Annotated in this window: 9 protein-coding genes; 2 read left to right on the plus strand and 7 right to left on the minus strand. The window is 48.5% G+C overall.

Translation table 11 applies throughout. From position 1 onward, the window contains the following. A partial coding sequence (locus tag LHW45_03930; GenBank protein MCB5284725.1) for a DUF3987 domain-containing protein occupies positions 1 to 1,349 on the plus strand: 1,349 nt, incomplete at its 5' end. 803 nt (positions 1,350 to 2,152) lie between these two features. Here LHW45_03930 and LHW45_03935 read toward each other — a convergent pair. Continuing rightward, a complete protein-coding gene (locus LHW45_03935; protein ID MCB5284726.1) occupies positions 2,153 to 2,290 on the minus strand; it encodes a hypothetical protein in 138 nt (45 codons plus the stop codon). A gap of 530 nt (positions 2,291 to 2,820) precedes the next feature. Between LHW45_03935 and LHW45_03940 the strand changes: the two genes are divergently transcribed. Next, positions 2,821 to 3,267: a hypothetical protein gene (locus LHW45_03940; GenBank protein MCB5284727.1), complete on the plus strand. Its 447-nt coding sequence runs from the start codon at positions 2,821 to 2,823 to the stop codon at positions 3,265 to 3,267. Positions 3,268 to 3,375: 108 nt separating this feature from the next. Here the strand turns inward: LHW45_03940 and LHW45_03945 are convergent, their stop codons facing one another. From LHW45_03945 to LHW45_03970, 6 genes are all read right to left on the minus strand, one after another. Further along, positions 3,376 to 4,959: a serine protease gene (locus LHW45_03945; GenBank protein ID MCB5284728.1), complete on the minus strand. Its 1,584-nt coding sequence runs from the start codon at positions 4,957 to 4,959 to the stop codon at positions 3,376 to 3,378. A gap of 77 nt (positions 4,960 to 5,036) precedes the next feature. Continuing rightward, complete coding sequence (locus LHW45_03950) at positions 5,037 to 8,078, minus strand: type I restriction endonuclease subunit R (GenBank protein MCB5284729.1); 3,042 nt, start codon at positions 8,076 to 8,078, stop codon at positions 5,037 to 5,039. 97 nt (positions 8,079 to 8,175) lie between these two features. Further along, complete coding sequence (locus tag LHW45_03955) at positions 8,176 to 8,994, minus strand: hypothetical protein (GenBank protein MCB5284730.1); 819 nt, start codon at positions 8,992 to 8,994, stop codon at positions 8,176 to 8,178. 23 nt (positions 8,995 to 9,017) lie between these two features. Next, the gene (locus tag LHW45_03960) at positions 9,018 to 10,835 is read right to left on the minus strand and encodes a DUF4209 domain-containing protein (protein MCB5284731.1); all 1,818 of its coding nucleotides are present in this window, start codon (positions 10,833 to 10,835) and stop codon (positions 9,018 to 9,020) included. Between the two features lie 8 nt (positions 10,836 to 10,843). Further along, the gene (locus tag LHW45_03965; protein MCB5284732.1) at positions 10,844 to 12,043 is read right to left on the minus strand and encodes a restriction endonuclease subunit S; all 1,200 of its coding nucleotides are present in this window, start codon (positions 12,041 to 12,043) and stop codon (positions 10,844 to 10,846) included. 4 nt (positions 12,044 to 12,047) lie between these two features. After that, complete coding sequence (locus tag LHW45_03970) at positions 12,048 to 13,598, minus strand: type I restriction-modification system subunit M (protein MCB5284733.1); 1,551 nt, start codon at positions 13,596 to 13,598, stop codon at positions 12,048 to 12,050. Positions 13,599 to 14,049: the final 451 nt, after the last annotated feature.

Below are 14,049 nucleotides of genomic sequence, written 5' to 3' on the forward strand. Positions count from 1 at the left end.
TCACCATGCGTAGAGAACTGATAGAACTCTTCGGGAAGAAGCCCTCCGTGGATCTGGACCTGGACAAAGTCCCGCTGCTGCTGCGTGACTACATCAAACTAACCTCCAAAAGCACCGACTGCCATCCTGGCCTGTTGATCAGCGCCTGGCTGCCCCACATCGCCGTCAACCTCGGCAACCGGGTCTTCATGCTCTCCAACTCCAACCGCATCTATCCGAACATCTGGAGCTGCCTGCTTGGACCTTCCTCCATTTCGCGGAAAACCACGGCCATCACCTACGCCGGATACACCATCAGACCGCACGAGGAGCTCTACGAGGACATGCCCCTGGACGTGTACGAGGCGGAAACGCAGCTGCTCTCCAACGTCACCTACTCCAAGATGCTCTCAATGCTGTCCCTGAACGGCACCCGGCTCTTCATCCACCACGAGCTATCCGCCTGGCTGGCCGAAATGAACAAACACTTCAATTCCGGCTATAAACAGACAATCACGGAGCTCTACGACGGCGTTTCGAAGACCGTGAGCAACCAAACCAAGACCGAGAGGATCCGCAAACCCGCCCTGAGCATCTCCACCGCCACCACCGAAGCCTGGATGTACCGCAACATCCGCGAAAACTCCGACCAGCTCGGCGGCTTCCTCCAGCGCTTCATCTACTTCGTGGTGCGGGACATCAACCTCGAGGACATCGACCTCGATACCAAGGAAGGCGAGGACCTGGAGGAACGTTTGGCCATTTACGAAGGCATGTTCAAACACTTCCGCGCCATCCCCGGCTCCCACAGGATCAGAATGTCCGATGAGGCCGTCGCTTTGCGGGATTCGCTCTACAAGGCCCAGTACAAGACCTGGTTCGCCAAAAACAACGACGACCTTATGAGCTACTTCACCCGCATCTATGACGGCTATTTCTACAAGTTCTGCGCCATCTTCAGCCTGGTGGAAATCTGGGAGGAGCTAGGCGAGGCCATCCAGCGTGGCTGTTGCGAACGCTTCTTCGAAGGCCTCCGCGTCTCCGAGGAAACCGCCGCCCAATGCCTCTACCTCTGTGATTTCTACTTCGCCAACACCATCCCCTTCCTGGAGATCGTGAGTGAACAGGATAAGCTGTCCGGAGAACGGAAACTGGTCGAACTGCTGGTGAACAAGTACAACGGGAAAGTAAGCCATACAGCCCTGATGAACATGTCGCACATGAAGAAGCGGGAGTTCAAAGAGTGCATAGAGTCATTAATTGAGAGAGAAGCCATAACCGTCGATACATTCCAGGCCAGAAACTACCATAATACCAAGTACTACATCCTGGCCGAGGAGATCCTCAAGTCATTTCAGTCAACCGGCTGAAATCCATGAACATACCAGCATGAGGGCGGTTTCGGCCGCCCTTCTTTTTGGAGGCAAAAAAGCAGTGTGGTTTTAGTTCCCGCTTTTTTGCTTCTCGTTGAATGACAGCAGGTTAGGAGGCAAAAAAGCAAAAATCACCTCTCTTATATATATCCAGTTTCAGGCCCCCCCCCGTGCTGAAATCCCCGCATAGAGGTGTTGATGCTAATGTAGTTTTATATATTATATAATATATTACTATTATATATATATTATATCTATATACATCTTATACATCATCTTAGCATATCCTTCTATCTGATCCAGCTCTAAAACTTCTCTATATGTATAAGAGACCCCTTTTTTGCTTTTTTGCCTCTTAACTCATTGTTATACAATCATAAGCAAACAAGCAAGCTACTAAACAGCTTTGCTTTTTTGCCTCTCGTTTCTTCTCAAAAGCCCCGCCAGGGGCGATATAACGATAGCGAGGGTGTGAAGTGACCGGGGTCCCCGCGGAGGAGCGAAGCGATGCCGTGGGGCGGGAACGCAACCCCTCGAACCAGTACCAAAACCAATATCTGAGCCCCTTGTGGGCGACATACCCCAAATCACCTGTTCTGTCGCCTCTGCGAGGCTTGGTGTTTGTATGGCCTCATACGAGGGGCTACGCTTCGCTCCGCGCCCTCGCTATCGTTCTGCCGCCTCTGCGAGGCTTGGTGTTTGTATGGCCTCGTACGAGGGGCTACGCTTCGCTCCGTGCCCTCGCTATCGTTCTGCCGCCTCTGCGAGGCTTGTCTTTGCCAACCACCCGCCCCAAACTGTCATTCCGGGATGGGGGCTTCAGCCCCCGGGGCCCAGTCGGGGTCCTCGCCGGACAACTTGTTGGCCGGTGGGGTGATTCGAATCCAGGCCTTGCGGGAATAGCCCACAGAGGGTGTCGATCCAGACTGCGTCTGCATCGACACCGCCTTTGTCTGACAGCAGTTTGTATTTGCCATCTGGATTCCGGGACCCCGGCGTTAAAACGCCACCCCGGAATGACAGTCCGGTTTGAACCCGTACAACCAATCAGCGTGAACCCTTTTGTGTAAATTCGTGGAATTCGTGGATAAACTCCTCTGTCTCTCTGTGCCTCTGTTTTTATTGATCCGCGTAAATCATAATAATCCGCGTCATCTGCGTTCTATTCTTCTTTTTCCGTGACGAATCCCTCTTTTGTTACCCACTATATATAGGGGCTCTCTGTGCCGCTTCCCATCCACATCCCATTCACTTCCCGCTGACTTCCCAACGCTTCAATGGGAACTGAACGGGAGGCGGGCAAGAGGTTGACACGCAAGCTGTAAGATGGAAAAAACAAACAGAAAAAACAGAGGCACAGAGACACAGAGAAATGATCCGCGTAAATCATAATGATCCGCGTCATCAGCGTTCTATTCAATTCGTGCGAATTCGTGCCATTCGTGGACAAATACAAAGGAGGAAAAACATGAAAGTCTACTTCAAAAACATGCTGCAAGCCTATCACGGCGCCTGCGACGGACTGATCTACTACTACAATCCCCGGCTCAACCGCCTGCTGGTGAGGCCGCACGTGAAACCCCGGCTGAACGAGAACAACCGCCGCTTCGCCGCCATCGCCCGCAACCTGAAGCGGATCGCGCCTTCCCAGGCCTTCATCACGGACATGACGGTTTACACCGACATCCACAGCCGCCACGCCAGGGAAGGAGACCGTATCTACAGCACCTGGTACAGCGCCTTCCTCAAAATGATGTACGCGCTGCAGGCCTCGGATCCCGGCATCGACCTGGAATTTCTGGAGCGGGTCCACATCGAAGCCAACGACCTCCCCTGCCGCAGCGTCAAACGCGCCGTGTCAGCGGGATTGCTTGAGCCTGTGCCAGGCTATGAGCTGCTCGACAAGCTGATGTGAGGAGGATAAAGAAATTAGCCGGAGTTATCTACTCCGGCTAATTCTATATTTAGTCTGAATCCATCAATAAGTCATCAGGCTACGATTGACAGATAGGTAGCTGATATTCTAATACTCTGCCTCTATGATAAATACAGCTGATTTGAAATTCTCCACCATTGAAGATAAGTTCGTTGACGCCTGGCTTTTTTTCTCCATTACAATGTTTTCGTCCAACAATTCAACCAGATTTTTCAAGTATGATATCTTGACTGCGTATGAGACATTTTCTGCGTTCTCAATTTTTGCGTTGACGATCCCGATTACATTCCCACGAGAATTGAACAAAGGCCCCCCGCTGTTACCAGGTTGGGCGGGGGCGCTGATTTGATAGCTTGACACATCGCCCTGATATCCAGTTACTGAGCTTATGATCCCATTTGTAACCTTGATCTCATTCCCCATTACTTTTGTTAAGGGGTATCCCATGCAAAACACAGATTCACCCGTTTTGTTTGTTGTATCTTCAAATCCATATGGTATTCTCATTGTATTCATAGTACCGGCCAATCCTGGAACTTTCAAAATACAAATATCGTTTCTCTCATCTGATAACTCAATAGTCGCAGATAACCGAGACTGACTACCATCGTTAGAAATCACATAAACATTCTTGGAATTTTTCACAACGTGCAGATTGGTGGCCACATAACCGCCACCGCTGATTAAGAATCCAGACCCCACGGATGTTTCATAAACAGAAGAAGAGCCCATTTCTTCTGAGTTTGGATAGTCTTTAATATAAGTTGACGAGGTCATTTTTTTATGTTCTTCTTGCATACTGAGCTCAAGAAGCCCTTCCGGTGTTATAAATGCCGTAGAGGGCAATTCCAGTTTTGTATCAGTATAATAGACTATCGAATATACATTGGAGTTGGCTGTTTTTCTCAATTTAACACGTATTTCTCCTTTATACCAAACAAAGTTCTCATCCAAGACTATAGCGTAATAATCGTATTTATCATCTTCAACAGATATTATAGCTATTCTGGATCTGTCAAATAGGGCTTCTCCGCCCATCGCCAGAGGAGACCAAATCCCTTCTATCTGATTTAATCTTAGTAGATTGTTATCCAAATAATCTTTAACTTGATTTATATCCTTACTGTAAAACCTATATTTATCTGATTCAATTTTATCTATATAATTCCTTAGATATCCGATCATTAGATTTTCATCATATCCTTGATAGTATCGTTTTAAGATTGATGTTGCTTGATTGTACATATCTGCCTCTCCATATACGTTGGCAGACACTTTAAACCTCATCACCTCACTAAAATCAGTAGTGCCTAATTGAACTGCTTCCAAGGTTATAAACAAGTTATAAAACTCATCTCCACCGTAGCGGTTGAGATAATAGTTATACGAGCATGTTAGTGTGGCTAGTTTATCGTTCATCTCCATTTTTCCAAATTCATCAAGATCAATGGGAATTATGCCCGCGTTTCTGAAAGCATTCTCAACTTCCGAATTTGGACTAATAAACACCTTGTTATTGTTGTTGAAAACAACTACATATTTGAACCTATTAAGATTCTTGTATGTCATCGGTGGTTTTTCTACATACCCCTGCGATACTGCACATCCAGATAAGAACATAGTCATCAGTACTGTAATGATTATTCCTAGGTAAATCACAATACTTTTCATTGATATCACTCCTTGCGAAAGACAGTTTATGTATTGCTTAAACAAGCATGTCGATCCTTAAACAAGCCTTCCGCAAATCACGCCGCGAAATCTCCGCAGATAAGTTCGGCTTGTTCGATCACCAGGTCGGTGGCTTCCTCGGTTTTGTCCGGGGGATAGCCGTATTTCTTGAGGATGCGTTTCACCATCACGCGCATCTTGGCGCGGGCCTGTTCCCGCACCGCCCAGTCGATGGTGACGTTCCGGCGCACGCTGTCGATCAGCTCCAGGGCGATCTTTTTCAGGGTCTCGTCGCCGAGTTCCAGCACGGCGCTGTCGTTGTTGCCCAGGGCGTCGTAGAAGGCCAGTTCATCGTCGTTCATCTTCAGTTTTTCGCCCCGTTTTTCCGCATCCTTTACCTCTTTGGCGATCTTGATCAGTTCGGCAATGATGGCCGCGGCCTCGAGGGTGCGGTTCTGGTATTTGCGGATGGTTTCGGCCAGCATTTCGGCAAAGGAGCGGGAGAGAACGGCGTTTTTGCGGAAGCGGGCCTTGATCTCGTCGTTGAGAAGTTTTTTCAGCAGTTCCACGGCCAGGTTCTTGTGGGGCATGCGGCGCACCTCCTCCAAAAACTCGTCGGAAAGGATGGAGACGTCCGGTTTTTCCAGTCCGGCTGCGGCGAAAATATCCACCACGCGGTCGCTGGAAATGGCTTTGGAGACCAACTGGGCGATGGCGCTTTCCATTCCCAGGGGATCATGGTCCGCCCCGGAGCCGGAGGATTTGATGACGGCGGCCTTGACGGACTGGAAGAAGCCGATCTCCTCGCGAATTTCCAGGGCGCTGGGATGGGGGACGCTGAGGGCGAAGGCCTTGGTGAGTTTGGCCACCGTTTCCACCAGCCTGGTTTTACCGTTTTCCTGGGCCAGAATGAATTCCTGAGCCGGAGCGATCAGATCCAGCTTGTCCTTGGGTGTTCCCCGCAGCCAGGCGCTCCAGTCGAAACCGTGAAACAGCCGCTGGCATTGTTCGTATTGTTCCATCAGAACGGCCAGGGCTTCGTTCTGGTCGAGGGTGATGGTCCCTTTGCCCTTGGCCTGGGTGTAGGTGGCCAGGGCCCTCTTCAGTTCTTCCGCCAGGCCCAGATAATCCACCACCAGGCCGCCGGGTTTGTCCTTGTAAACCCTGTTTACGCGGGCTATGGCCTGCATCAGGCCGTGGCCGTGCATGGGCTTGTCCACATACATCGTGTGCAGGCAGGGAACGTCAAAGCCGGTGAGCCACATATCCCGCACAATAGCGATCCGGAGAGGATCGGCCGGATCCTTGAACCTCTCGGCGATCTTGTCGCGGCGGTCCTTGCTGCGGATGTGGCCCTGAAACTCGAGGGGATCGGCCGGATTTCCCGTCATGACAACCTTGATGGCGCCCGCGCGGTCATCCGGTGAATGCCAACCGGGACGCAGTTTTGTAAGGGCCTGGTACAGCTCAACGCAGATGCGGCGGCTCATGCAGACGATCATGGCCTTGCCTTCCAGGGTCTCGCTGCGGGTTTCCCAGTGGGCAACGATATCCGCGGCGATGAGATCTATCCTCTTTTGCGAGCCGACCACCGCTTCCAGGGCGGCCCACTTGCTCTTCAGCTTTTCCTTCTCGTCCGGCTCCCGGTTTTCGGTGATCTCCTCAAACTCCGGGTCCAGCTTGGGTTTCTCGGCTTCGTCCAGTTCCAGCTTGGCCAACCGGCTTTCATAATAGATCGGCACCGTGGCGTTGTCCAGCACCGCCTGTTGAATGTCGTAAACGCTGATGTAATCGCCGAACACGGCCCTGGTGTTGCGGTCGGTGAGTTCCACCGGGGTGCCGGTGAAAGCGATGAAACTGGCGTTGGGCAGGGCGTCGCGCATGTTTTTGGCGAAGCCGTCGATAAAATCGTACTGGCTGCGGTGGGCCTCATCGGCGATCACCACGATGTTGCGCCGCTCGCTGAGCAGAGGGTAATCCACACCCACTTCATCGGGCATGAATTTCTGGATGGTGGTGAAGATCACACCGCCGGAAGCCACTTTCAGCAGATTCCGCAGATCGGCGCGGTCATCCGCCTGTTTGGGCGTCTGGCGGATCAGGTCCCGGCAACTGCAAAAGGTGCGGAAGAGCTGATCGTCCAGGTCGTTGCGGTCCGTTATCACCACAATGGTGGGATTTTCCAAAGCCGGATGTTGAACCAGCCTGCCGGCGTAGAAGGCCATAGTGAGGCTCTTGCCGCTGCCCTGGGTGTGCCAGACCACGCCGCAGCGCCTGTCCCCCTGCCGGGATATGGCCTGGATGGTCTTGTCCACAGCCGCGTTCACCGCGTGGAACTGGTGGTAGCCGGCCAGCTTCTTGATGGTGCCGGAGCGGTTTTCCTCAAATACGATGAAATGGCGGATGATGCTAATCAGCCTGGATGGCTCGAAGATCCCCCGAAGCAGCACTTCCATTTTGGAGGTCTCGCTGTTCTCGATCTCCTCGCCGGAGATGGTGCGCCAGGGCATCATCCGCTCCCGGCCGGAACTGAGCGTTCCCACCCGGGCGTCCAGGCCGTCGGTGATCACCAGCAGGGAATTGTAGGCAAAGAGCGAGGGGATCTGGCTGATGTAGGTCTGGATCTGATTGTAGGCGCTCCAGATAGTGGTGTTCGGGTCGGAAGGATTCTTCAGTTCCAGCACCGCGAGGGGCAGGCCGTTCAGGAAGAGCACGATGTCCGGGCGGCGGATGTGCTTGTCCTCGATCACCGTCATCTGGCTCACGGCCAGAAAGTCGTTGTTCTCCGGGAAAGCGAAATCCACCAGCCTGGCCGAGCTGTGAACCGTCTTGCCTTCCAGCCGGTAGGAGACTGGAACCCCCTCCACCAACAGCTTGTGAAAAGCCCGGTTCCTGTCCAGCAGCGAGGGCTGTTTGAGCCGCAAAACCTGATGCGCGGCCTCCGCCAGACAATCCACGGGTAACGTGGGATTGAAGCGGGCCAGCATGGCCTGGAGGGTCTCCAGACGGAGCAACTCAGGAATGTCGCTATCTTCCAGGAGATGGGGATAGGACTTGATCTGATAGCCCAGATCTTCCAGGAGATGCAGGGCTATGGATTCAACGGATTTTTCGAGCATTTTTCTATCCAATTATCACTTAATCACAAACTGTAATCTGAACGACAAAGCACTAGTATCTCATAAACAAGTTTTTGGTGTTGGTTATATTTTGACATCATTGTGTCATGTGTTTGTAATTCTTTTCAACATAATCTTCAGGGATAGGTTCGTTTATTGACCTGATATGGTAAACTATTCTATGACCGTACAAAGATGATTTGCAGCTTCTACTACATAACCTGCACATAAAATATACTGTCACTATTAAAGATAACGCGAAACCAATGTAAACGGCTAAAGGGAAGTTTAGCATCAACGGCTTCTTAATAATAGATACGAGTAAGAACCAGATGAATGTCCAAAAATTGATAATCCCCCATAACGTCATATTGAATAGACTTACAGTCAAATTGATTTTGGAAACCGAGGGAGGTTTTGTTTTACTTGTTATCATTTTCCTCAATTCCTTTTCAGAGTTTGTGCTTTTTAGTGTTTTTTTATTGACTTCGTCTATTGAAAACATGTGTAGCTTATAAGATGGACCCATTATCGAGTTTTCAAGGTAATCAATCTGATATTCCCAATTTTCTTGCCAGTATTTGCTTCCTTTGTTTACGAGGAACCATGCATATGAAAGAAATAGACCCACACAAGAAACAAAGTATAAGACAGCAGTCTGCAATTCTTCCATTGGTTGTTCAATGTCCATTATTTTCATATCTAATGCTATTTTACCAAAAAGCGTCCATATCAAACTAATAAATACCCAAAAGTAGGCCGCCCTGCGCCAATATAGGTTTATTTCCAACTCACGGTTATCTTTAGCGTTTTTAAGAGCTTCTGGTGCTTTTTCTTTTGAAAACCCGATATCAATCATATAAGGTAAAGGATTCTCAAGTGGTACATCCCTTGATTCGCATATGTAATCTCGCATAACTACTCCAATATAGAATACTACTAATCTTGATTTAACGTCTGTTGTTGTCTGATATTTGACAATACAAGTCGCAGGCAAAAATACCATGTATACACTGAAGAGTAAGTAAATCCAACATAAGAATCCACCAGACCATGAGCTATTTCATTCCGCATGTTGAATCCTACAGGATCCGTAAACACAGCTTTCGTCTCGAATAATAGGTCATTATCGAGCACTTGACTTATGTCCTTGTCCTCTAACAACTTGCTTAGGCTTTTTTCTGTCTCAATACCATTCTCATCGGTGAATGTCGTTTTAATACCATTCCTCTTCATCGAAATCCTTACATAGTTTTCAACTTGTGGTGTTAATAAGTGCACCGCAGTAAGAAAATCACTTTCGAATCCACAGTATATTCCTTTGGCCCACAATAACATTCTGTCTTTGGGCACAGCTATGGATAATGAGCACAGGTCTATCATAGTAGACAAAGAGATAAGATGTTCGGCATTCAGTATCTTCAAGGCCGGTAAAATCATGACACTTACAGAGAAAGAAATGTTGTGAGCAAAGTCTTCTAACATCTGAACCCATAAAGCCTTCTTGTTTTGTGGGCCGTCAGGATCGTTTAACGAGATGCCAGATGTTTTGCATACTACTCTTCCATCCCTTGAATAGTGTGTTTTAGAAACCAGGGCTGATAATATGCTATCTTTCATTCTTTCTATAGCTTTTTCACTGTATTCTTGCTCTTTCTGTTGTTCAATAAGGGAAACAAAGGCATAGATTGCATCTGGTAAATTATGTCCTTTAACATGACCTTCAACAGCGGTTAGTATTTCAGTCACGTTCATAGTCGGTGAGGTTATAAGATTCATTTCTGTTGTTGCTTGTTTGTTTGCCCCCTCAATCATTTCATATAGCTCTTTTATTCTATCTTCGCTTACATATTGAATTCGAATTTTTCTTGGGATTTTTCGGTATGCTTCGATAGCTAAATGGTAATATTCTGCAGCAAACATACTACTCGTTGCAGAAGTCCCCTGTTCAACATAAGACTCGGCAATTCTACATTTTATTTCAAACAATCTTGGGTCATTATAGTTTTTTTTCGCAATTAAATCAAAGGCTCGATCCAACAGAGTACGCTCTGAATCTAGTTTGGTTGTATGTGATGATTCTAGAAGTATTTCAATAACTATATCTGTACTGCTTCCAAGACCATTCCTTATCAATAAATCAGACACGATGTCGACAATTCTATGATTCTTAACATTATTTCGAAGTGTCTCAATTAGATAGTCGTGAATTTTGGTAACTCGATCTCTCGTTAAATCTCTATGGATATGACATAAATATATCGCACGTTTGTATGGATTCTCACATTCAAAATAATGTTCGTTTTCTTCAAATCTATAATTCAAATAAGCATCTATAGCTATTAATGCATAATCTGGATTTCTAGGATGCACAATGTACCAACATATATCTGCTATTCTAGACCTCAATCTATAATCGCTGATTTTCGATACTATCTCTTGGAAGAAAGTTATATCCGTTAATAAAAAATCCTCTGGAAGTGCAGACCTCCTGCCCCCCATCGAACAAAAAGGTTTGTAAGGTTCATTAGGGCTCTCCGGTACTAACATCATTGAACTTGCATCTGCTAAAAGCCATAGGACCTTACCTTCCTTTAACTTTCCATTATCAATACATTCTTTGGCAGCATTGGAGAAGTGCTCATGAAAGGAACTAATGTCTTTCTCGTGTAGTCTTTCAATGATCGCGTCCACTCCAGCATTGATATAATCTTCTAAATGAACATCTAGCTTCTCATCATATCTGTATTGTATCATGGGCTTCCTCAGGAGTTATGGAAAAAATGCTCGAATAATAGCGTTCGATTGTTTGATAATATCGACGATTGAGAAACGTTGGTATTCATATAGCATAGAAATGATTTCATTAAAGCGCCATATTTCAACATAGTATTTTTATCAGGAACTACTATATCCATACACCCCATAATATTGTCCCATTTAGCGTATGGTATTGTGCTCCCTTCAGAATGATTAGTAGCATGCTCTATTGTTTTTTTCTGGTTTATAAGCATTAATGCATATCCAACTTCTTGAGGCCGGGCTCGTAGTACAAATGCAGTTGTTCTGGTTGTACCCTCAAATGGTGCTATACAAACTTTATGAAAATACGGCCGCATAGCTCCAAATAAAATGTCCCCTTGATCGAATATTATCAAACTGCTTTGAGCTTTTACACCTGGTAAGGAGTTCCATAAACACAACGTTTTAGGAGATATGCATTCTATGGGGACGTATGGCATTGATTCCTTTCTCTCAGATACACTTACTCTGTTTACAACGTTGTCCACTAATTCTTTTAACTGCCCTAACCTCCATCCTTTTGGAACCAGTCCCAGTTCGGAATCAACCATTTCCCCGCCGGAGGTTTTGTATGGTTTGCCTTCCTCATTGGGGAATTCGAAATCTATGAACCAGTGTTTGAAAAGGGCCTGGGCAATCTCCTCCAGGGTTTTGTTCATCCTGCGGTTGAGTTCGATCTTGTCATCCAGGGTTCCCAGGACCTGGGCAATTTCTTTTTGGGTTTCTATGGGAGGAATATTGATTTCGATTTCCCCAATTACATCAAACGTTATTTGTGGAAATGTGCCTGAACGGCTTTCTGCTTGAGCCTGTAAATAATCAATTGTGGTTTGAGATTTAAGGTATTGATATATATACCGTGTATCATATAATTGCCGGACCCTGAGAACCATTAGCTTTGTAGATACAACATATTTGCTACATTCATCATTCACATAGGCGAATCTTTTGTTTTTTGGCCTTATTTCACTGTACAAGATATCATTTTTACGTATTCTTTTCTTAGCTTGACCGGGAAGATTTTTGGCAGGCATACTTACTCTATTAATAACATAGCCGTCGTAGATATCTGATGTATTCAAAAAAATTGCTATCTCATCAGGACTAGTAAATTTGTAAGTGTCCGACACAGAATCAATTACTTCTCGTAGTTTTACTAACATGTGTTTAGAAGCCCAACTTCTTCAGATTGGCTTTGATCTTTTTTTCCAGCCGGGCGGATTCCTCGAACTGGGCATAAAGTTCCTCGGTCAAGCGCCGCATCTTAGCTTCGAAGGGTTCGCCGTCTTCATCATCCCTGAGCGCCATGCCCACATAGCGGCCGGGGGTGAGCACATGGTTTTGGCTGGCGATCTCCTCCGTGGAGACTGATTTGCAGAATCCGGGGATGTCCTGGTATTCACCCGCGTCTTTGTCTCCCCGCCAGGCGTGATAGGTCCCGGCGATCCTGTCCAGGTCATCTTCTGTGAGTTCCCGGTGGATCTTGTCTATCATCTGTCCCAGTTCGCGGGCGTCGATGAAAAGAGACTCTCCCCGGCGGTCCCGGAAGCGGCCGTTGTTTTTGCCGCGGGAGAGGAACCAGAGGCAGGCCGGTATTGAAGTTGAGTAGAACAGGTTCCCCGGCAGGGCGACCATGCAGTCCACCAGATCATCTTCAATGATGGCCTGGCGGATGGCGCCTTCGCCGGATTGCTGAGAACTCATCGAGCCGTTGGCCAGCACGAATCCGGCCAGCCCCTCCGGGGCCAGATGCCAGAGGAAGTGTTGGATCCAAGCGTAGTTGGCATTTCCTTCGGGCGGAATTCCGTATTGCCAGCGGGGATCCTTGGCCAGTTGGTTTCCGCCCCAGTCCTTCATGTTGAAAGGAGGATTGGCGATCACGAAATCGAACTGGCGGTCCTTATGGAGGTCCTTGAGAAAGCTGTCCCCGTTTTCCGGACCCAGATCGGCCTCTATTCCCCGGATGGCGAGGTTCATCTTGGCCAGGCGCCAGGTGGTGGGGTTGGATTCCTGTCCATAGATGGCAATGTCGCCGATGTGTCCGCCGTGGTCTTCGATGAATCTCTCGCTCTGGACGAACATTCCCCCGGAACCGCAGCAGGGGTCGAAGATCCTCTTACCCGGCACCGGGGCCAGCATGGCCACCAGAAGCTGCACCACACAGCGGGGGGTGTAGAATTGGCCGCTCTTTTTCCCTTCGGCGCTGGCGAATTTGCCCAGAAAGTATTCATAGACCCGGCCCAGGATGTCTTTGGAGCGGTTTTCCTTTTCGCCCAGGCCGATTGTGCCGATCAGGTCCATCAGTTCGCCCAGTTTGGCCTGATCGAGGTCCTGGCGGGCGTAGTTTCCCGGCAGGATGTTCTTCAGGCTTTTGTTGTCCTTTTCTATGGCGGCCATGGCTTCATCGATCAGTTTGCCGATCTCCGGGGTGTGGGCCTTGCCCTGGAGATAGTTCCAGCGGGCGGAGGACGGCACCCAGAAGATGTTGGCGGCGGTGTATTCATCCCGGTCCTCGGGATCGGCCAGGGGTTCCTTCAGCAGTTGATTGTGGTGTTCTTCGAAGGAATCGGAGATGTATTTAAGGAAGATCAGCCCCAACACCACATGCTTGTATTCAGCCGCGTCCATGAAGGGAAGCAGCTTGTTGGCGGTCTGCCAGAGAGTCTCTTCAAAGCCCAGATTGGCGCCGCTGGAATTGTTTGCTGCGCGTTTTGCCATGTACAAACCTCTTTACTTATCGTGTAAAAAAAGACTTATTTCAGACGATATGAACCGGGGATATCTGTCAAGCGGGATTTTTCTGGAGAGGATTATAGTGCGGAAAACAAGGGTCAGTTTGGTCTGGATTCGAATCCCCCCACCGGCCAACAAGTTGTCCGGCGAGGGCTGGATTCCGGGGCCCCTGTCGCTGGCGCGACTTCCCCGGAATGACAGCAAGGCTGTGTCTTCAGAACAAACAGCGGAGCGGCAGCTTCCCCGGAATGACACAGCGGGGCTGGGCGTAATCGGAGTCGCGGGCGTCCCAGCCTGCGAAGGACCGGAGGGGCTTGTTGTTTTAACCAGGAAAGGTCCGTTGGACCTTGGCAGACGGGGACGTCTGCCGCTCCTGTATCTGTGTCTGCCGCTCCTGTATCTGTGTCTGCCGCTCCTGTTATCTGGCAGACGAGGA

The sequence above is a fragment of the Candidatus Cloacimonadota bacterium genome (assembly GCA_020532085.1).
Lineage (GTDB): Bacteria > Cloacimonadota > Cloacimonadia > Cloacimonadales > Cloacimonadaceae > Syntrophosphaera.

Excerpts from the sequence above, each read along its gene's own strand:
- LHW45_03935 (MCB5284726.1), bottom strand. The coding sequence starts at position 2,290 with ATGCAGACGCAGTCTGGATCGACACCCTCTGTGGGCTATTCCCGCAAG.
- LHW45_03940 (MCB5284727.1), top strand. The coding sequence starts at position 2,821 with ATGAAAGTCTACTTCAAAAACATGCTGCAAGCCTATCACGGCGCCTGC.
- LHW45_03945 (MCB5284728.1), bottom strand. The coding sequence starts at position 4,959 with ATGAAAAGTATTGTGATTTACCTAGGAATAATCATTACAGTACTGATG.
- LHW45_03950 (MCB5284729.1), bottom strand. The coding sequence starts at position 8,078 with ATGCTCGAAAAATCCGTTGAATCCATAGCCCTGCATCTCCTGGAAGAT.
- LHW45_03955 (MCB5284730.1), bottom strand. The coding sequence starts at position 8,994 with ATGCGAGATTACATATGCGAATCAAGGGATGTACCACTTGAGAATCCT.
- LHW45_03960 (MCB5284731.1), bottom strand. The coding sequence starts at position 10,835 with ATGATACAATACAGATATGATGAGAAGCTAGATGTTCATTTAGAAGAT.
- LHW45_03965 (MCB5284732.1), bottom strand. The coding sequence starts at position 12,043 with ATGTTAGTAAAACTACGAGAAGTAATTGATTCTGTGTCGGACACTTAC.
- LHW45_03970 (MCB5284733.1), bottom strand. The coding sequence starts at position 13,598 with ATGGCAAAACGCGCAGCAAACAATTCCAGCGGCGCCAATCTGGGCTTT.